We start from the raw sequence: 22,332 nt of genomic DNA, 5'->3' as shown, positions 1-22,332 counted from the left end.
TCGTTATTCATAGGCAAAAAAATGGTTCACCTATTGTGAGCCATTTTCATTATTCATTCCACTTTTAGTATAGAGAGTTAATTAAGCAAATTTTCTTTTTCCAATGGTGGTATCGGCCCACGCCGTCGTAATAGCAATTTTCGCTTTACTGTCCAAACTCTCAATAAAACCATTATCGCCCACAGTAGGCGCAAAACTACTCATTGCCTGGATCAATGAATCAACCGCGTTATCTGAAAGCGCAGTAAATTCCCGCTCTTCCGATGCGTTCTTATCACTCATCTGAGCCACCAATTTGGCACGATTGCCATTAAAGTAATTATTAAAGGTGACTGAACCTAACGATTCAAAGACACCCTGAGCAGTTTTATCTTGAGTATGACGGTTCACTGACAATACCAAATCGTGTCCACTGCGCTGGAACCATAGGTTTTGCCAGTTAATATCATTAAAGACGATCATATCTTCCGCACTAATATCATTTACCCGATTATCAATCACCTTGTCGCCGACCACAAAGCTGTCTACGCCCGCGCCGCCTGTAAATCTGTTCTGATAACCTCCCAGCACCAGCAGATCCTGACCATCACCGCCATCAAACTGGCTGAACTTCGAAATGGTTTCCGCTATCAGATGATCATCACCGTCACCGCCGTTTATCACCGCGTGATACCCCATCAGCTTAATAGAGTCATGACCGACACCACCGTTGATGTGGTTGTGGTTACCAAAGACTCGGCCAAAATCATCTCCTTCATCCAAATCAACCCGGTTATTGTTACCAATGGTGACCACATAATCCTGACCTTTTCCAGCATCTACCTGGTTATAGTTCCCTGAGGTCACGACATAATCCCGGCCTTCTCCAGCATCAATCAAACCGCCTTCACCGAAGACAAATGTCTGATCATCACCCTCCCCCATAAAGACATGGTTAATACGCCCGGCAACAACTGCGGTATCATCCCCTTGGCCACCAAACATCGTATTTTCACGCCCCATCAGGACACCCAGATCATGACCTTCACCCCCGGTGAAAATATTGGATACCCCTGTCGCGTAATAAGCGTCATCACCACGACCGCCCCAGAAGTTGTTGTTATCGCCCAGATAAGCACCGAGATCTTTTCCGGCACCTCCCCAGTTGAAATTGTAGTTACCCAGCGATATGTGGATGTCGCCATCCCCTTGCAAATGACCACTTTTACGCAGGAAATCGAATGTTTTCTCTTGCATATTGAGCAAATCAGCCGTCAGATTCTCTTTGAGATTGGTCACCAACGATGTCATCTCTTCTTGCTTGTCTTTACTGAATATCGTCGCAAACAGGTTAGGCAGATTCAGTGAACCAAAGCCAAACGCACGCTCTGGTTTAGCGCTGTCAGTAACTGGAGGGCTGGTTTGAGCTTTTTCAGTATCAACTACCGAAACTTTGCCTGTTTCATTTCCATCAGGCTCTTTCTCTTTCAGGCCATGACTTTCCGCAAATGATCTGATGCCATTCTTATCCATGTTGAGATGAGATTTCAGACCATCAAGCAGTTTACTTGGATCAGTGAAGGCTTGCAGTTGTTCACCACTGAATTTCCCAATGACTTCAATCATCTCTTTCAGAATAGCCATGCCATCCACCGGCTCGCCTGTACGGGAAACAATACAGCCATCTGCGGTGTAATCCACACCAAAGATATCCGCTAAGGTGGTATCTGCCCCCACTTCCGCCAATCGACCAAGCAGCTTGTTTTTAAGCTGACGAGGCAAATCCTGCGGGTTATAGGTGAAAGTGGTCTTTGCCATCCCCGTTGCCGAATATTGCTGAGTCATCAAACTAAATAGTGAACCGAGGTTGGTATCCAGAATAGAGTGGATATTGTCACCGAACATTAAGTTCCAGTTACCGGTTGTCACCTGAATATCTGCACCCTGACCACCAACCGCAAAGTTAAAGGCCAGTTTCTCATTGGCTTGACGGAATTTATCTGCACGGCTCATTTTGCCGGTATCAGCGTTATTGTTATTACGGCTTAACCACTGGTTGAATTTCTTATTCAATGCGGCTTCAGTATCACTTTTCAGGCCACGGCTGCTGCGTTCATATTGAGAATCCAGATCAACCAATGTGTTGTAATCCACATTACTGGTTTGGTCTAAGCCAGACATACCCCGAACAAATGTCTCCGCACCAGACAACGTCCATTGCTGATCTTGTACCGCTAACCAATCTTGTTTTTCACTAGAATAGGCAATGTTTTGCAGTACGCCGGAAATACGTGCGGCGCCATCAAATGGATTAACCAGTGGTGGCGTCGGAATTGATTTATCCATCATTATCATCAGGTCATTACTGCGGCCCACGTTGAAGCTAACGTTACGGTTACCGATAAATATTTGTGCCCCTTCGAGCGCCTGATAGCCGCCGATATTCACGCTATGTTTACTGTCGCCATGACCAATGTGAACCATCACATTGTTGTCACCAAAGGCTAATAATTTAAAACCGCCATTGCCTACCTTGATACCCAAATTCGACGTTCCCCAGTTGAGTAAGGTCGTTTCACCATTCCCCACATGCACCTGAATATTGCCGGAGTAACTGAACTGGTTATTCAATACGTTACCTGAGTCAATTTCAGTCTTGTTTTTACGCTTTTCTGGCGCAGTGAAAATATCGACATTATCCACAATGACGCCTTTAGCCAGTGTATCTACATCCGCAATACCAACACGGGAGAGGTTGATATCCCCTTCTGCAATACCACAACGAATCCGCTCTGAATGGGTTTCAAGTTCGTCTTTCTCATCCCAGCGCAATACGATTTTGTTATCAGTCAGATTATTGAACCACTGATTATTTGCATCCCGGGTAAATTTACGTCCGGTGACATCAACGGCAACATCACTACGGCGAGCCGAAACACTCGTGTGGATATCTCGCGCCTTTAAAGCAGTGATAAAGTGACGGGCAAAACCATCCCGTTTGTCATCACTAATCAGCGAACAACCCACAATACTGATGTGATCTGGCTTACCTGCCTGACTAAAGTTCTGACTGAACTGTTTCAGGTTTCTTGCCAGTTCATCCGCACTGTAACCACTTATACGGGTATGATTCTGTGTTGATTCATCACGGCCATGCCCCACAATTTGCCAACGTAATTTGTCTGATGGTTTAAATTTAGATGCATCACCATAGACGACACGGTGTTGACCGTCAGAATCAAGCTGAACAACCACACTGGAATCCGGGTGTTTACCCGCCAAGTCTGCCGCCGCTTTGGCTGCTACAGGATCATCTTCCATCTGGATAATGATCTGACCATCAAAGCGCGTTTCGCTACCATCGGTTTGTTGTGTAACGGCAATGCGAGTCCAGGATTCGACATCTTTGTTTTTTAGAACGGCGTCCGACGATAATTTTTCCAGCACAGATACCGTAGCATCACCATTCGCCGAACCTTTCAGTGTCAATTTACTGACGGTCGGATCAGCAAATATCTGACCGATATTCAACTGTACGAGACTGGCTGCTTGTTTAAAGTTGTTGCTTTCTACTTCAACAGAAACCTTCTGGCCTTTCTTATCCGTGACTTCCAGAGTGATAACATCTTCACGGTAATCAACGATCTGCCCTTTGACACCTGAATCCAGCGAAAACATTCTTCCCTGCTCTTTCAGTGCACGCAATACATAACTTTGTTCACCCTCACGCGCCGGTTTCCAAGTACTGTCATAACCCGTAACATCACTACCTTCAAATATATTATAGTTAATATTGAAGCTTGGTTTTGAACTGTCCTCTGAGCTGGCAGGAGCATATTGATAACCTATAAGAGATCGGTAACCCGTGATTATGCTCTTATGGAAAGAATCCATAAAATGGCGAAAATCATCATAGTTATCAAACGAGTTAGCGCCAAAGTTAGGATCGAAGAATGACCAGATTGTCCGAGCTTCGCTCTTATGCACAACTACCGACATGGCATGATCTTCAGACATAAATGTCATATAAGTCGATTGCTTCACATTGCGCAGTTGCTCCAGAACAGATTCATAGCCACCAGAATCATGATTCAACGGATCACCAATCCTCACTCCTGTTAACCCATTTGCTTTTAACCTTGCACTATAGTCAATATTCCCCTTCGCCTTCTCGATCAAACTGCCAGCATCAAGTTGTTGAAGATGTTGTATTGACAGCAACTCTTCGATAGCCGGGCCGGCTTTCTGACGGCGATATTGATTAAGCAAGGAAGATTCAACGGAGTTGATGTCGGTTTTCTTATTCACGGCGTTGTCGTTGTAAGCTTTAGCTACATCCTTCAACCACTCCATATAAGCTTTTCCGCCTCCCACGCCATTCACACGTTCTTCCATCATATAGCGGGAAGACAGAGCAAAGCATATTCCTTCCAGAAACTCTTTAGACTGAACGTCATTACCATTGGTCAGGCGAACATTACCAATTTCTGGCACAAGCTTCTTAAGCTCGCCCAACAAATCCTCATTCTGACTAAAGTGGAATGAGTAATCAGCCAGTTGTTTTCCACCTGCTTTAATGTCAAAAATGGTATAACCCACTTCTTGGAATAAGTTTTTTTTTGCCACATCATGATTTTTGCTCTGAGAACCAGAAGGTGTCGACACATTCTCAATCGCCTGATAAATCTTTCTTAAACCAGACACATCAATGCCTTTACCATCTTGCGATAAATCGCTGGCTTTCAGATTCGAGAAGACGGCATCAGAAACATCCTGACCATATTCTTTAATAACCGCCGCTTTGACTTGCTCAACCGCTTTATCAGCACTTTCCGCTTTCTGATTAATATGAATATTTGCCTTACCTCGAGTCACAAAATCACCATTTTCATCGATATAAAGGTGTTTTGAATCCTTAAGATTGGCATTAACAAGCTTATCGTACAGGCTACTGAAATCGCCTTGTTCTGAGATCCTCACTGTAGATTCAGCAAATATCATCGACTCTTCAAAGCGTGTGTTAATTTGAGACAACAAGGCCTTCATTGCCGATACACGATCTGAGCCAGGATGACCTAAGAGATAGCCTTCAACCTGTTGGCGCAAATTGGATAATTTTTCAATCACATCCAATTCATCGTCTTTCCTTCCTTGTCGGGTATTCTGATAACTATCTAATGCATCAATGACTTTTTGGTAACTGTCACCACGCATTTTACCCAAAACAGATGCCGCTTCCTGGAACTCACTCACCGACATCAATTTTGGCACGGGCCTCCAGATGCCATTCACTTTCTCAGTAAGAATTCGGGTATATCCTTGATGACGGGATATCATCCGATCTTTAATGAAATGTAACTCATCAGGTAATTGTGCATAATTGTCATAATTAGCAAGAATAAAACGTTCAACTGCTTTAAGCAGATTATTACTGGCCGTATTTTTTACAATAATCTTCTTAAATTCATTGCCATTACCTGGCCATGAACGCACCTCAAATCCTTCATCACTCTTTTGCACTAATAAGTTACGTTCTGTACGTAATCCATAAAACGGTAATGCCTGATTCAGCATAGTATCGACAGCGCTGAGATTAATATCGAGATCAACAATGGTATCGGCTTTATAGCCACCGGGGTTAACCGCCAGCCGTTTTTTCTGCTCTTCAATAGTCAAAGCATCAAAACGCGCCTGCACAGTAATACCCGCCTCGGTTAAGCTGCGGCCAATAGATTCTATAGCCAATCCTTTATATTCACTTGCCGGCTTATCCAGCAATCGAATTTCACCCACTAATCCTTCACGTTGCAATTTACGCAATACAGGTAATTCAACATTCCAGAAATAGTTACCAAGACGTAAACCACCCTCAGAGATCAAATAAACATCACCACGTGATCCTGCGGCATAGACCGAACTCCAGAAACCAGTATTGCTATACGTAGCAGCATCAATTGCCGCTCTTAGCGCTCTATGTTCATTATTTTCAGGATCGGCAAGGTACATAATTCCCCAGCGCATGAGTTGCTGGTTAAGTTGAATCGCAAAAGCGTTTCCTTGCACATCAAGATCGTAAACAATTTTCTGACCATCCCGTTGTGCTGCTTCAAGGACATCTCGATGCCTTCTAAAAGTCTTCCCGGACCAGAATGAAACAATATTCTTATCACCGCGGGCAGGTTCAAAGCTATAGCCATAGCTATCTATTTTGGCAATAAACTCAACTCGTTTATCCCAATCATAATTCAGAGTAGCGTCAACAAACAGTTTCGCTAAAGATGAAGCTTCATTCTCAGGTACATTGTTTTTGGCATTCTTGATATGCCTTTCAACAAAAGTCACTATCCGTTGTCTGGTTTTATCAGAAATATCTGCATTAACACGCTTAAATCCAGGAACAGGAATATATCTGTCCGGCGCATTATCGTTGCTATTATCAAGCCAACGGTAGATATGGGCGACTTTTTGTGCACGACTGAGTACGGAAGATTCGATCGCCTTCTTTTTGCTTCCCCCCAATCCTTGCAGATTGATACCAGACATTATCGGCGCTTTTCTGATGAGTTCACGCGTCTCATGTAAAGGAGGTACCACAATGCGGTCAGATTGTGTTTCAACAGACCGTGGAGTAAGCGAAACACGGGTATTTTTCGCACGAATTCCCGCGTTGATCTGCAACCGGCTAACCGCCTGTTTAGCATTCTCTAACGCTTGCAATTCTTCTTCGGTCAGCCCTTGATAATATCTGTTTCTCGCTTCTGGCATCAATTCAGGATCAATATGGCTGCCGGTTTCCCCCTCTCCTGTTGACTCATAGGCTTTTTCTCCTGACAAGCCGCTGCCACTTGCACCAATGCGAGCAGGTTTGGAATCACTCAATTTCGCCCTTTTAGCATCAGCTTGAGTCTGAGCGGCTTTACTTTCCGCCGCTGCGATATCACGCTTACCACGGCTTTCTGCATTCTGATACGCAATATTGGCGTTATCCTTCGCCTTTTCTGCCTGCTGCTGTTGTAAAAGTGCGTCTTCTTTTTTCCGATCTGCTTTGAACTGCGCATCTATACCATCAAGAATGGCCTTATCACGATTCTGTTTACCTTTCTCGGCACCTGCTTCTGATAGCGCTACGCTATCTTTTACTTTTTGCTGTGTATCAATAGTATCCCGATGTATATCTGCCAACCGTTTTTCTAATGCCGGTTTGATGTCATCCAGCCGTTTCTGGATCTCCTTAGAGATTCCTCCCGTATAGTCAAGATAATGGCTATCTAACTCACGACTATTATCAGTCTCATCTTTAAGTTGTTTAAACCTGTCAGCTATTAAAGTCAGCTCTTCAGTAACTGCCTGAGCTTCTTCTTTTATCGCCTCACTCTGCACTTGCCCATTCCGGTTAAGCGCTTCCTGATCCGTTGATTCCAATTGGGATTTCGATTTTTCAATCGCTGCCCGTTGTTTTTCTTTTTCTTGCTCCAGGAGCTGGCGATCTTTTTCGGCTTTTTCTTTATCATTTAACGCATTTTTGGCCGCTTGGTCTTGCTTGGCATGTTCAGTAATCATTTTGGCTGGCAATCTACCGACAGATTTTGCAACAACGTTATCCAAGATATAGCCAATACCATTATTATTGCCGATACCTTTAAATTCGATGCGGTTAGTACCTGCTTTGGCAATTAATTCCAGTGTTTCACTTTGCCATGCAGTATCACCATTAGTAATGGTAAATTTGCTTTCACCATTCCAAATAACTTCCATGCCTTCATTAAACATAATGCTATTTGCACGTTTTGCAAAATCAAAGCTTAATGAAATGACTTCACCTTCAAACCGGTTTTTCAGATCCTGGTAAATAGTGGTACTGATATCCACATCAAGTTCACTGACTCGCTTTCCATGACCCGCATTATTAAGGCCGTAAGCATTCGCCGGATTATATGCCTCAACACCATGAGTTGATTGCCAACCTTGACTACCTTGTTCAAAGTCACCATTGACGATCAGGTTTTCGTTCCGATCCGATACCGATCGCGTTTTTCTATTCAGCGAACCTGCTAAAGAATTTTCTATTGAGTCAATATCAGGCACTTCTACCGCTGTTACAGAACGACTCAGATGACTGCTTAAGTCCGAACCGACTTGATCAATTTCATCCATCTTAAAACCATCAATGGTAGAAACTTCGGTTAAGTTAATTGCACCTCTGCCCTTGTGAGTGCCTGACGTGTTAGCCTCATCCCCATGCACCAGATAGTTAATCGCCTGACTGCCTCCCACACCGAGTACAGTTTGTTTAATATTGTCGAAGAAAGAGGCAAGTTTGTTGCTTTCTGTATTACTCGATGCAACAGCCAAGCTGTAAAAATCACCATCACCAATCTTAATCGCCACGTTGTTGTGCGCATAAGAGGCATTAACATCTAAGCCATGACCAACCTGAATATTAGCGTTGCCCTGGCCTTTCATTACCGCAACATTGAGGCCATTGCCAACTTTGGTATTGACGTTATATTTTCCCCACGCCACGTTAACCGAAATACCATCACCCACATGGGTGTTAATATTAGTGTCACCATGAGCGGCAGTTACATTTAAGCCATTGCCTACTGTCGTGGTTACGTTAGCTTTCCCTTTTGCCGCCGTCACCTGCATACCGTCACCCACTTTGGTGACGACATTGCCTTCGCTCCATAAGGCATTAAAACTGTCGCCCTTACCTACCTGAGTAACAATATTAGCCTTGCCTTTAGCAAGCACTACATTGTGTCCATCTCCTACCTTGGTGATAACGTTGGCTTCGCCCCAAGCACCGGTATAGTCATCTCCGTTACCCACATGGGTAATGATATTGGCATCGCCCTGAACCACCGTGACTTCTTGTCCATTCCCCACTTTGGTAATGAGATTAGCTTTACCTTTTGCGAAGTTGTAACGGTCGCCATCACCAACCTGCGTCAGAATATTGGCTTCCCCCCAAACCGCATTCACCCCGGCACCATCTCCAATTTTGGTAATAAGATTGGCTTTACCTTTGACAAAACCCACCGTCGTCCCCTTTCCAACATGAGTCATCACGTTACCCACATCGGAAATAAGCAGGCCGATCATGGTACCGTCTCCCGCTTTGGTCAGAATATTGCCTTTACCAAACAGGATACCAGCGGTTGTCGCACCGCCGACATGCGTAACAACATTCGCTTTCGCCGCGGCAACAACTCCCATAAAATCATCACCCACTTTGGTAACGATATTAGCCTCACCCAGTGCTAACACGCCGGTTAAACCATTCCCGACATGAGTCATAATATTGGCTTTACCAAACATTGCCGCCAGCGTTGTACCCTCACCGACTTTGGTCATCACGTTCAGCTCACCGGCAAACAAACCGATACTGGCGCCATCACCCACATGCGAATAGATATTGGCTTTCCCTATCATTAAGGCAGCGGTCAGGTCATTACCGACTTTCGTCAGCACATTGGCCCCCCCAATCATGGCCGCAAATGTCTCGCTATCCCCGACATGGGTATAGATATTGGCCTTACCGATCATCGCCGCCAAGGTCATGCCATTACCCACTTTCGTTGCGATATTGCCCTTTGCCAACATCAGCGCAACAGTTGTGCCATCCCCAATATGAGTAAACACATTGCCTGCGGCTACCATCAATGCCAGCGCGTTACCGTCACCCACTTTGGTAAAGACGTTCACTGCACCGCCCATTAACGCCCATGCATCCCCTTTACCGACATGGGTAAACAGGTTGCCTGCACCAATCATGGCCGCGATAGATGTCCCATCTCCGACTTTGGTGAAGATATTTCCTGCCGAAGCCATCACGCCCAGTGTCAAACCGTCGCCAACATGGGTCAACACGTTGCCAATGCCAAACATGATGCCAGTCGTGTCACCCTTTCCGACTTTGGTCAAAACATTAGCGCCACCGAGCATAACGCCCGTGGTATTACCGTCACCAATATGCGTGAGAACATTGGCGCCACCGCCCATTACCGCCAAGGCATTGCCTTTCCCTTTCTTGGTAAAGATGTTGGCTCCGCCCAACGCAATGACGGTGGTGTCGGCAGTTTCGGTCTCATCACTGAGATGGGTGATAATATTGGCGCTACCGAACATACCGGAAACCAGATCTCCCGCACCGAGCTTAGTGAGCACGTTAGCGCCGCCCAACAGTACTGAGGAGATATCCCCTGTTCCTGCTTGGGTGATGACGTTAAAACCGCCCACACCGGACCAGCTCCCATTGCCATTACCGATTTGAGTATGCGTGTTGTACCCGCCCAACATCAGCACCCGGCTGTTACCGTTGCCTTTGTGGATCGAGATATTGCCATAAGCCAGAAGATGAGCCAGGTATTGTCCATCCCCGACACGCACAAGAACATTTACCGCGCCACCAGCATAAACATCCATTTTCCCGCTCTGGCCTTGGTGGACAAGGACATTGGCTAAACCCGCACCATGAAATATCAGATCGCCCTTTTCACCACTTTTTACAATGACGTTAGCTGCACCCGCTCCATCAAAATTCGTATCACCGAATTTTGAGCCATGCAAAATGACATTTGCCGCCCCTGCGCCCTTAAACTTAACATTTCCCCGTGTGACATTAGATTTAATAACGTTTCCACCACCCACACCGTTAAAATTAACGTAACCACTACTTGTGGATGATTTAACAAGGTCTTGCTGACTATATTCTTCACTATGTACTAATCGATGGGAGGTACGGCGCACCGTATTAACGCCATATTGAAGCTGGCTTAACGTGTAACCGGGACCAATAGAGGTATATCCGTTAGCATAGGAAAGCGCTTCATTAGCCAAATTACGCGTGTGATCGCCTGCTTTGTACCATGCTAGTGCTTTGTATTTCAGTTGCCTCGTATCAGGATCGTTTTTCAACTGAACTTCAACGATTTTGGTATATGACCCCATTACCTTGGCATACACATAAGTATTGGGCTGCCGGTTCGATTTGACTGCTGAAACATCGACTTTGCGACCATCAGAGAAGATCGCATATCCCCCCATTTTGGCATCACCTAGCAAGATATCCTCTGCTTTAATCACCATGCCCCCCGCATAGGTTACCCACTGATCTATCAGCAGGCTTTCCTTGATAGCATGAATTTCAATGGGTTGCTGATGCTCAAAAATCAAACTGGAGAGACGGTAAGCGCCATTAGAGTTTACCGTGACAAATCCATTGCCTGACGAAATTTCTTTCGCAGCAAGATCTTTAAGGTGATTACCTGCTTTATGCCAAGAAGTGGCATGATAACCGAGTCTACCGGTGGTGGGATTATTTTGAAGCTGGACTTTACTGATTTTAGTGTACATTTTGTCAGCAAACGCAAAAAGATAGGTATCCGGTTCGACGGTTGATTTAATACCTGTAACTTGCTGAGACCCTTGGATCCAGCTTCCTCCCATCGTTGCCGTTATCAATACGATTTCTTTAGCTTTAGCAAATTCCAGTGTCTCATCATCGAAATTGCTATTCGCGTCTATTCTGGTGATTTCATTGTAAGCACCAACACCAGAGAAATTAATATTGCCATGTGCGACATCAGAATAGAATTTGTTATAACCACCCGCACCTTCAAAAGTAATATCACCGCGGGTCTGTTCATACCGATCTTTATTTTGGCGTACACGCTCAATGCGATTCGATGCCCCCGCACTACGTAAGATAATGTTACCTTCTTTACCTTTACGTACGATGTGATTATCAGCACCTGCCCCATTAAATGTAACGTTACCGCTCTCTACTCGTGAATTGATGCTGTTTGCAGCGCCTGCGCCATTAAAAGTGACATTTCCCTGTGAATCTTGATAACGGTTAAACCAGGTATGGTCAATGTCATTGTATGCCCCTGCACCGGCAAAATCTAAATTTCCCCAGTTAGTTTCATGCCATAACTTATTGTATCCACCGGCCCCTTTAAAATTTGTATCACCAGACAAACCTTTACGAACCAGTTTGTTGTAGCCGGCGGCGCCCGAATAATTTAAATTTCCCGTATCACCCGTGTGATTAATAAAAGCTGCACCGGCGGCACCCGCAAATGACAGACTACCATTTCCCGTTTTACTGACGCCGGCGTAACCTGAAGCTCCCTTTACCGCAAGGTCACCATCTGTATGGTATACATCGACTTTTAATGAACCAACAGTAACATCATCATTTCCGCCATAAGCATAAACTTCACCACCAACACCAATAGCAGTAATACTATTACCATCATTATCGTCGTAGTATTTTCCAGTAAAGAAGTACTCGGTACTTCTATTTGATGATTTCCCCATTAGAAAGCCTTTAAATAATAATATAGAAATTAAACAAAGAACCACTGCACCTGACGAATACAGCGATTGTTTTGGACATCAAGTTTCCCGCGGACAGTACAAGCTTTCTGGCCTTTCCACGGTAAAAAAACACGGCGGCGTAAATCCCTGGCAACTTCGCGGCCATGTCCAAAAGGCGCAATCATTTCGGGAAAAAAGATATACGGACCTGAGCGCCAGTCCGTGTGGGTAAGCTCTCTTTCTCCCGAAAGAAGCTCTTCCCGATTCTGTTCAGACAAAAAAGCCCAATTACAGAAAGCAATTGGGCGCCCATGCTCATCTTCGTAGTAGCAAAACTGATTCAGTTCAAATGCAGGTAAGATACGCTGATGCCATTCGGACACCAGGTATCTCCGATGCAAAGGAGAATACTGACTCAACAGCATCACTCCTCCGATCATGGCCTGAATTTCTGCGGTATTCAGTTTCGCTGGTTGATGTATAATCGCCATGCGTTACTTAACCGCCAGGTGTTATTTTGCGTTTTTAGATGTGCGTCTCTTAGCATTAGCAGATTCTTCCGCTATAGCTTCTGATGCAGCTTGCTCTTCGGCCACTTGTGGAACAGGTAAAAACCCGGCAGCAACCAGTTTGTCAAATTCCGCCGCCATACGCGGATCTTCCAACATATTTTTAACCATCGAAACCATATACATAAATCCCGATGCCGGCATATGAATAACTTGCTTTAATTCAAGCTCATTATCATTTTCCGCCATTATTCCGTTCGCCATCCGATTTGGCTCCTGACCAACAAAATAAAGAGAGAAAATACCTTTGTTATAATTGACGCTAGAGATGGTTTGTACAAATTTTTCAGACATATTTTATTCACCAAAAAACAAACAATTCATTAAAAACAATGCTAAATATATATAACAACAAAAGCATTAAACTCAAAGAAATTTCGAGTTTATACAGCGATAAATGCTGCTAAATGAGTGAGTCAAATGAAATAATATAGTGCAAAAACTCAAAGACAATATTCATATCCCAAAAAGTCTCTTTACCCCCCATATATAGTCCTATTTACCCACACTGTTACCGACAACAAATATAAGATAATTAAGTGACATTAAATTACGACATAACAAACAGGCAACATAACAATCTGTTTTTATTAATATTTTATACAAATATTACTTATACAAATTCTAAAGACATTTATTCATGAATGAGATTGAGAAATTAACCCTGTCATCATTAAAATTAATACTGATGATCTGCCATGGAAAGAACAATATCAGTGATATTGATAACTTAAAAAGTTCTGATTGTTATCACGCTTATATAAGGGCTATAGAGAAAAAATTTAACTTATCTATTACAAATAAACACTCTGTAAGAAAGAAATATCATGACATATCATTACCCGCAATCTTGTTTGATAATAATGGCTTGCCTTTTGTTTTAGCCAAATCGAATAAAGATAATTCACTCATTCAGAAAGTGAATAAAGAAACACCAGAAGTATGGTCAGCAGAAAAACTGACGGAAGAGTGGAGTGGAAAATGGATTAAAGTAAAACAAAAGCAAACTAAATTTGATATTAGTTGGTTTATTCCAGAATTTCTGGCACAAAAGAAAAACTTGGGTGAAGTATTGCTATTTTCTTTTGTACTGCAAATTCTTGCACTCATTTCACCATTAGTCATTCAAGTGGTTATGGATAAAGTCTTAATCCATCAGGCGTTATCAACCCTTGATGTATTAGTCTTTGGCTTAATTATCGCCGGCATAATAGAGGTGGTTTTACGTGGATTACGTGAGTACCAATACGCTCACACCGCAAACCGTATCGATATCAAACTGGGGTTAAAGCTGGTACGGCACCTGTTTGGGTTACCTTTACTCTTTTTTAAATCCCGTCAGGTAGGCGCGATTGTCACACGGGTGCGTGAACTGGATACCGTCAGGGAGTTTCTGACCGGTTCAATGTTCACTTTATCCGTCGATGTGCTGTTTATGTTTGTTTTCATCTATGTGATGAGTCTGTTATCCAGCACGCTTACCTGGGTTTTTATCGCCACCATCCCTTTTTATGCCATTCTGGCATGGTGGCTGACTCCCCGCATGGAGAAGGCCGTTGAAGAGCAGTTCACTCATGCAGCAATAAATACTTCTTTTCTAACTGAAACCGTTTCAGGTTCTGAAACCCTTAAAAGCCTGGCAATAGAGCCGAGATTCATTCGCCGCTGGGATAGCCAGACTGAGAAGACGGTCAAGACCAGTTATGCCGTACAGCAATTGAGTAATCGCTCAAACCATATTGTCATGCTACTGCAAAAAATCACCAATGCCGCGATTCTCTGGTTAGGTGCGTCTGAGGTTTTATCACTGCAACTGACCATTGGTCAGTTGATCGCTTTCAATATGATGGTTAACCACACTTCCCAGCCATTAGCCAGGCTGGTAGAGCTGTGGGGGCAATTTATCAGAACACGGGTAGCCATAGATAAATTAGGAGATATGTTAAATCTGCCCACCGAACAGCAATCCGGCCAGCAACAAGTAACGCTGCATGGTGCAGTTTCATTTAACAATATTGTCTTTCGCTATCAACCTGATATTTCGCCAACCATCAAAGGATTGACCCTTGATATCAGAGCCGGAAAAACCATAGGTATTGTGGGTACTTCCGGTTCCGGGAAAAGCACGCTGGCACGTTTATTACTCCGCCTTTATACCCCGGAAACAGGCACAATCACCATAGATGGTATTCCATTGCAAAACATAGGTATCGAAACACTCAGACAACAAGTTGGTGTCGTTCTGCAAGAAAATTTCTTATTTAACAAAACAGTATATGAAAATATCGCTCAGTCGAAACCCGATGCCAGCCTGGAATCGGTGATTAAAGTCGCCAAATTGGCAGGCGCTCATGAATTTATTCTCAGGCTGCCGATGGGATATGACACAACCATTGCAGAAGGCGGGCAATCTTTGTCTGGTGGTCAGCGTCAACGGCTTGCTATTGCCCGGACTCTCCTTGCTGACCCCAAAATCCTCATTCTTGATGAAGCAACCAGTGCGCTTGATGACGAATCACAATCACGCATTCAATCAAATATGGCAGAAATTGCCCGGGGCAGAACCGTTATCACTATCGCCCACCGGCTTTCAACCGTGCGTCATTGTGATCGCATCATTGTGCTTAATCAGGGGGAAATTATCGAACAAGGCTCTCACGATCAGTTGCTTAACCACGGCAAACAGTACCGGAAACTCTGGCGATTACAACAGGAATTAAAACAGGAGGTACCTTGCCATGATTAAGGCGTTTAAGGATAAAATAAAATCACGGTTGCGCTGTCGCCCACAGCACTATGACTTTTTACCGACACATTTAGCGTTATCACAACGCCCACCGTCACCTTTCGCCCGCTACACCGCCATAACGCTCAGTATCGGCGTTATCATAGCCTTGCTCTGGGCCTATTTGGGTAAGTTGGATGTTCAGGCAACCGCAACCGGTCGCCTGATTGTCTCTGGCCGTTCTCAGATAATTCAGGCATACGAACAAAGCCGGGTAACCGCTATCCATGTTCAGAATGGGCAAAGGGTGGAGAAAGACGCCCCTCTTCTGACACTCGATACTCTCGGTGTTAACCAGGACATCACCCGGTTATTCAAGCAGATCGAATATCAAGCCCACGAAAAAATTCGTTATCAGGCTTTGACAGAAAAGCAGGAACCAACAGAACAGGCACTGTTCCAAGCATTGCCGGCATCCCAGCAAACACAAGTTGCTGAAAACTATTCCCGTGAGAAAAGAGAATATGAAGCTGTTGTAACAAATCTGAAAGCAGAGATGAACGTGAATCTCTCTTCTCAACAATCACGAAAAAGCGATCTCAATGCGCTCACTAAGCTCCGGCAAAATATCAGCCAGCGTTTAAAAGCACGTCAGACCTTAAGTCAAAAACAAGTGATCAGTAAAGTTGAATATCTTGAACAGGAAAAAGAGTTTCTGGAAACAGAACGCCTGATTGCCCAACAAAATGCGGAGCTTCATGTTCTGCAATCGCAATATATTAGCCTGGAAGAGCGTTTAAACAGTCTGAAAACACAAAAAGAGCGCGAATGGTTTGATAAAAGAAAACAGGCCGAAGTTCAATTGGTCGTTTTAGAGCAAGAGCTTGCAAAAGCTCAGGTACGAGAACAACTTGAAGTCATTCGTTCCCCGGTCACAGGAACCGTTCAACAACTCAGCGTGCATACGTTAGGTGCGGTACTGCAACCGGCGCAAAACTTGATGGTGATCGTTCCTGATGACAATGTGCAATTAGCGGAAGTGCAAATTTTAAACAAAGACGCCGGATTTGTTTATTCGGGGCAACAAGTCACTATTAAAGTCGATGCCTTCCCATATACGCGTTATGGCACTATCGACGGTGAACTGTTGAGCATATCCAGAGACTCAACCACAGATGAACAGTTAGGATTGGTCTTTCCTGCTCAAGTCAGTCTTAAACGTAATAGCATTGCCATAGACAATACCCGGGTTGAAATTACCCCTGGTATGTCCATTGTCGCCGAAATCAAAACTGATCAGCGCCGCGTTATCGATTATCTCCTGAGTCCTATCAGAGAGTATCAGTCTGAAGCATTGAGGGAGAAATAATCGTGAACCTATTACCATCTTCTGCCACTGATTCCAGTCGCTACATTCATAATCGGGCGCTGGATTGCATCGTCTATGTGGGGAAACAATTTCATAAATCAGCCACTGTCGATCAACTTCAACACAGCCTGGGTTTTGATTCTTTACATCTGAGTGATTTACAACTGCGTGAAGCCGCCAACGCTATCGGGCTGCACAGTAAAATTGAGCGCTTAACTGCTAATATCGCGCCGACGCTGCCTTTACCAGCATTGATCGAACTGGAACAACAGTGGTGGGTACTTATTGAAGTCGATAATGACAATATTACCGTTCTCGATCCTGCGACTAAACAAACGCGGTCACTCCCTTTACCTGCTGATGATAAAGAAAGTGCCTATAAAATTCTTTTGATCGCAGATCAGGAATTAACTAAGAAGCATGTCAAATTCGGCTTGAGCTGGTTTTATCCCTCAATTTTCCGGCAGAAAAGTCAGATAAGAGATCTGTTTTTGTTCGCCATAGTTCTCCAGTTATTTGCGCTGGTCAGCCCGATACTGTTTGAAAACATCATCGACAAGGTCTTGGTAGGCCGAAGTTTATCCAGCCTGCATGTATTAGGCATCGCTATGCTGGCTATCGCCCTTGCCGAACCTTTGTATAGCTTTATGCGCAATACCGTGTTTGGGCACATGGCAAGCCAGATCAATTCTGAGCTATCCGGGCGACTGTATCGTCATCTGGCAGGATTGCCGCTGCAATATTTTAAACAACGGCAAACCGGGCAGATCATTGCCAGAGTCAGAGAGATGTCTCAAATCCGCCAGTTTCTGACAGGTTCTACCCTGATGCTGTTGCTGGATTTAATTTTCGTCATCATGTTTATTGGCATCATGTTTTATTATGCCGGGATACTCACCTGGATTGTTATTAGCTCACTTTTTGTTTATTTCGTATTCTGGGTCGTCGCCGGGCCGATTATTCGCCGCAAAGTAGAAGCAGAATATGAAACCGATGCAAATGCAACAAGCTTTCTGACCGAAGCCGTCACCGGGATTGAAACCATCAAAACCACCGCGACTGAAAACCGTTTCTTACATCAGTGGCAACGTATTCTCAGCCAGCAGTTGACTAAAAGCTTCGCGGCACAGAAAAGCGGTTTAATCGCAGGACAGGGAATCGATTTTGTCCAGAAATTTACCGCCGCGATCCTCTTATGGTGGGGAGTGACAGAAGTCCTGCGCGGTGAACTGACTCCGGGGCAACTTATCGCTTTCAATATGCTGGCCGGACACGTCACGCAACCTATCCTCCGGCTCGCACAAGTTTGGCAGGATTTTCAGCATACGTTAATCGCCTTGAAACGTGTGGGGGATATTCTTGATGAGCCAATGGAGAACAGTAAACAGGGATTGGCTTCTGTACCTGAGCTGGAAGGCCAGATTGAATTCAAAAATATTCGCTTTCGCTACCATGACGACACGCCGGAAGTTCTGGCAAACCTGTCGTTATCGATAAAATCCGGTCAATTTATTGGCATAACCGGACCATCTGGTTCAGGTAAAAGTACGCTCACCCGTTTGCTACAAAGGCTATATGTACCTCAGCATGGACAAGTTCTGATTGATGGCATGGATCTGGCTATTGCCGATCCCGTCTCCTTACGCCGCAATATGAGTGTTGTACTCCAGGAAAGTATCCTGTTTTCCGGCAGCATCACCGATAACATTCGGCTGTGTAAACCCAATGCGACAGATGAAGAAGTCTACCGCGCTGCTGAGTTATCCGGCGCCATTGAATTTATTCAATCCTTCCCTCACGGTTTTGCACATCCGGTTGGGGAAAAAGGGGCAAATCTCTCCGGCGGTCAAAGACAGAGAATCGCATTAGCAAGAGCGCTCCTGGTCAACCCAACGATTCTGATCCTTGATGAAGCCACCTCAGCATTGGACTATGAATCCGAAGCGGCAATCATGGCAAATATGGACGAAATATGCCGTAACAGAACAGTTATCAGCATTGCTCACAGGCTCAATACGATTCGCCACGTGGATAAAATCTGTGTGTTAGATCAGGGGCAAATTGTCGAATTTGGCTCACATGACCAATTGCTCCAGCAAGGCGGCTTATACGCTCACTTGTGGTATCAACAAGTTGGCGAAAACTCAATGACCACCCATTTAACTCTTTAACAAGAATTGAATAAACTTTGACTGAAATTGTATCTAACCTTACTTATTTGTTCAAAAAAATAACTCGATGTAATTAAATTAATTATAATTGTTATAATAAGTTATTAATATGTTAGATAATAAAATATCTTGATACATCTTAATTTTTAAGTTGGAGAATTTTATGGACAGGAATCCAGTTTCTTTAAGCGCTTTAGCATTTTCAGGAGGATCTCTGACTTCTATTACCGGCCCAATAGAAATTTTAACCATTGCCGCTCGTTTAGCTAGCGCGCCGGAGCCAGAAATCAATATTGTCACACAGGATAATCAGGATGCTGTCGGGCTGGGTGGTGTTCGGCTAAAACCCAATAAACTGATAGGAGAAATTAAACAAACAGATATTATCCTGGTGGGTTCAATTGGGGTCCCTTATTACGATTTCGATTTTTGTACCCAAGAAACCTTAGATTGGCTTCAAATGATGGAAGAAAAAAATATCCCTATCGTTTCCGTTTGTACAGGTTCTTTTGTACTGGCTAAAGCTAATTTACTCAATAACCGCAAAGCCACCACACACTGGCTATTTACCAACTTATTCAAGGACATGTTTCCGCAAGTACAGTTACATTCAGAAATAAAAGTCACCAGCGATAACAATATTTTTTGTACTTCCGGCACCTATGAATACAATGATGTGATGATGCATATTATTGAACAGATATATGGTCAAAATACCAGAGAGGCCTGTAGCCAACTGATATTTGGTGATATAAAAGGGGGGCCCCCACATACTCTGGCAAGTTTTGTACCATACCGCCAGCATTCAGACACATTAATCCACAAACTACAGGATTGGATGCATTCTACCACCCCATCAGACATATTATCGGTCAGCGATTTGGCAGATAAAATTCATTTGTGTGAAAGGCAGATGAAGCGGCGCTTTAAAACAGCGACCGGCCAGACACCGATTCAATATATCCAGCAAATTCGGTTATCCCTGGCAAAATACTGCTTAGAAAAATCGAATAAGACTATAGAAGAAATCAGCCATGAAGTTGGCTATGAAGATACTCGCTACTTCAGAGAACTATTCAAGAAATTGAATGGATTAACACCAATCGAGTACCGCAGAAAATACCAGTACCGTTAAAATCGGAACGCAATGGACATTCTTTACGAATAAACAGTGACACGGCTTTTTATCTTTGTCAGGCAGTAGCGATACACGGGAAGCTGGGGTATCATGGCGTGCTATATTTTATGGTATACGCCCTTTAGTAGTTGAATTTATGGCAAAAGAACAAATGGATCGCACTACTCTGGATTTGTTCGCAAACGAACGCAGACCGGGGCGCCCAAAAACCAACCCACTTTCCAGGGATGAACAGCTCAGAGTCAATAAACGTAACCAGCTTCGCCGTGATAAGGTGCGTGGTCTGCGTCGTGTGGAATTGAAAATAAATGCTGACGCAGTCGATGCGCTGAACTTTCTTGCGCAGCAACGCAATATCAGCCGCAGTGAACTCATTGAGCAAATTTTGCTGGCCCAGTTAGCAGAAAGTGACATCACTGCTTGATAGCATTGAAGGCACGAAATCACACAAATTTGACAGAATTGTCCTTGCTGTTTGGTCAGAATAGGATTTTGTTTTTTTATTAATACAATCAGAATTTTTCTGCTGATTTTGACATTTTATACGTATATCTCAAACAGAAATACACAAATAAAACAAGAGGTTATATAATTTTATGGCAATTATAGGTATATTCTTTGGTAGCGATACCGGCAACACAGAAAATATTGCCAAAAAAATCCAGAAAATTCTGGGTTCTGATGTTGCTGAAGTCCACGATATTGCCAAGAGCAGTAAAGAAGATATCGAACAGTTCGATATTCTGCTGCTCGGCATCCCCACCTGGTACTACGGAGAAGCTCAGTGTGACTGGGATGATTTCTTCCCTACTCTGGAAGAGATCGATTTTGACGGGAAGCTGGTTGCTCTTTTCGGTTGCGGCGATCAGGAAGATTACGCGGAATATTTCTGTGATGCGATGGGCACTATCCGTGACATTATTGAACCCCGTGGAGCAATTATTGTTGGTCACTGGCCAACGGCGGGTTATCACTTTGAAGAATCAAAAGGTCTGGCTGATGATGACCATTTTATTGGGCTGGCTATTGATGAAGATCGCCAACCAGAATTAACCGAAGAACGCGTTAATTCCTGGACTAAACAGATCTACGAAGAGATGAGTCTGGCGGAAATTATTGCCGGATAGGAATTTACCCCAATAGGCGTATATTGGTGCAGGCTATTTCTTATCAATAGTGAATACGCGGTAGGTGAGTAGCCATTTGCTTTTGTCAACACACTGCTCACATCCGCTCTTTTACTACGAAGAATGGCGAAAAGATAGCCTAAACATTATAAATAGTAAGGTTATTCCTGCGTCTTACAAATGATTATTCTGGCAAAATGTGTAATGATAGTTAAGGTTAACGTGGTTTTCATTTTCATTAGCCATGCCTATAATCATAATCTGATAACTAACTGGTACTTTTTGAAGTATCGCTAAGTTCACTTTACTGAGTAACAGGACTGAATCCGCATGACCGACAACAATAAGGCATTAAAAGATGCTGGACTTAAAGTAACACTTCCACGATTGAAAATACTAGAAGTATTACAGGATCCTGAATACCACCACGTCAGTGCGGAAGATCTCTATAAAAAACTGATTGATAACGGTGAAGAGATTGGCCTCGCTACTGTCTACCGCGTGTTGAATCAGTTTGATGACGCCGGCATTGTCACCCGTCATAATTTTGAAGGTGGCAAATCGGTTTTTGAACTCACTCAACAACACCACCACGACCATTTAATCTGCCTGGATTGCGGTAAAGTCATTGAATTCAGTGACAAACAGATCGAAAAACGCCAGAAGAATATAGCTGAACGTTATGGGATTAAACTCTCAAACCACAGCCTTTATTTATATGGTCATTGCTCCGCGGGCAATTGCCGCGAAGACAGTAGTGCACATGACGAGAAGTAATTCATTCCTGAGCTGATAATTTTTTATCTATAGAAAGGAACCTATCAGGGTTCTTCAGACCGCTGACAAACCCCATTCAAAATAATGGGGTTTGTTTTTTTCATTATGAAAAATGCTGTGTCCATTTTTTCTCACTAAGTAGGGAGAGCA

The 22,332-nt window shown here is 43.8% G+C and carries 10 protein-coding genes; 7 read left to right on the top strand and 3 right to left on the bottom strand.

The features are described from left to right. Positions 1–81 precede the first annotated feature (81 nt). The 3 genes from rtxA to rtxH are packed head-to-tail and all read right to left on the bottom strand — an operon-like array spanning position 82 to position 13,169. A complete protein-coding gene (gene rtxA, locus LGZ99_RS17415; RefSeq protein ID WP_262979382.1) occupies positions 82–12,306 on the bottom strand; it encodes an MARTX multifunctional-autoprocessing repeats-in-toxin holotoxin RtxA in 12,225 nt (4,074 codons plus the stop codon). 29 nt (positions 12,307–12,335) lie between these two features. After that, positions 12,336–12,797 carry an RTX toxin-activating lysine-acyltransferase RtxC gene (rtxC, locus tag LGZ99_RS17410; RefSeq protein ID WP_021326433.1) on the bottom strand — a complete coding sequence of 154 codons (462 nt, stop codon included), beginning with the start codon at positions 12,795–12,797 and terminating at the stop codon, positions 12,336–12,338. A 21-nt stretch (positions 12,798–12,818) separates the two neighbouring features. Further along, on the bottom strand, positions 12,819–13,169 hold the full coding sequence (gene rtxH, locus LGZ99_RS17405) for a protein RtxH (RefSeq protein ID WP_021326434.1): 351 nt from the start codon (positions 13,167–13,169) through the stop codon (positions 12,819–12,821). 346 nt (positions 13,170–13,515) lie between these two features. On the opposite strand from rtxH, the gene LGZ99_RS17400 reads away from it, so the two are divergent. From LGZ99_RS17400 to fur, 7 genes are all read left to right on the top strand, one after another. Then, a complete protein-coding gene (locus tag LGZ99_RS17400; RefSeq protein WP_023044696.1) occupies positions 13,516–15,621 on the top strand; it encodes a peptidase domain-containing ABC transporter in 2,106 nt (701 codons plus the stop codon). After that, positions 15,614–16,969: an HlyD family type I secretion periplasmic adaptor subunit gene (locus tag LGZ99_RS17395; RefSeq protein WP_262979381.1), complete on the top strand. Its 1,356-nt coding sequence runs from the start codon at positions 15,614–15,616 to the stop codon at positions 16,967–16,969. Before LGZ99_RS17400 ends, LGZ99_RS17395 begins: the two co-directional genes overlap by 8 nt. Before the next feature lie 2 nt (positions 16,970–16,971). Continuing rightward, complete coding sequence (locus LGZ99_RS17390) at positions 16,972–19,140, top strand: type I secretion system permease/ATPase (RefSeq protein ID WP_262979380.1); 2,169 nt, start codon at positions 16,972–16,974, stop codon at positions 19,138–19,140. A 163-nt stretch (positions 19,141–19,303) separates the two neighbouring features. Further along, positions 19,304–20,275, top strand: a complete 972-nt coding sequence (locus tag LGZ99_RS17385; protein ID WP_036836795.1) for a GlxA family transcriptional regulator — start codon at positions 19,304–19,306, stop codon at positions 20,273–20,275. A gap of 139 nt (positions 20,276–20,414) precedes the next feature. Then, positions 20,415–20,702 carry a LexA regulated protein gene (gene ybfE, locus LGZ99_RS17380; protein ID WP_036836823.1) on the top strand — a complete coding sequence of 96 codons (288 nt, stop codon included), beginning with the start codon at positions 20,415–20,417 and terminating at the stop codon, positions 20,700–20,702. Positions 20,703–20,874: 172 nt separating this feature from the next. Next, positions 20,875–21,405, top strand: coding sequence for a flavodoxin FldA (gene fldA / locus LGZ99_RS17375; protein WP_021326439.1), 531 nt, complete (start codon positions 20,875–20,877; stop codon positions 21,403–21,405). 330 nt (positions 21,406–21,735) lie between these two features. Then, positions 21,736–22,182, top strand: a complete 447-nt coding sequence (gene fur, locus LGZ99_RS17370; RefSeq protein ID WP_021326440.1) for a ferric iron uptake transcriptional regulator — start codon at positions 21,736–21,738, stop codon at positions 22,180–22,182. The last annotated feature ends 150 nt before the right edge of the window (positions 22,183–22,332 follow it).

Origin of the sequence: Photorhabdus temperata, assembly GCF_025384845.1 — a bacterium.
In the GTDB taxonomy this organism is placed as follows: domain Bacteria; phylum Pseudomonadota; class Gammaproteobacteria; order Enterobacterales; family Enterobacteriaceae; genus Photorhabdus; species Photorhabdus temperata.
The sequence above is the reverse complement of the archived record's forward strand: the minus strand, read 5'-3'. Positions and strand labels throughout refer to the sequence as shown.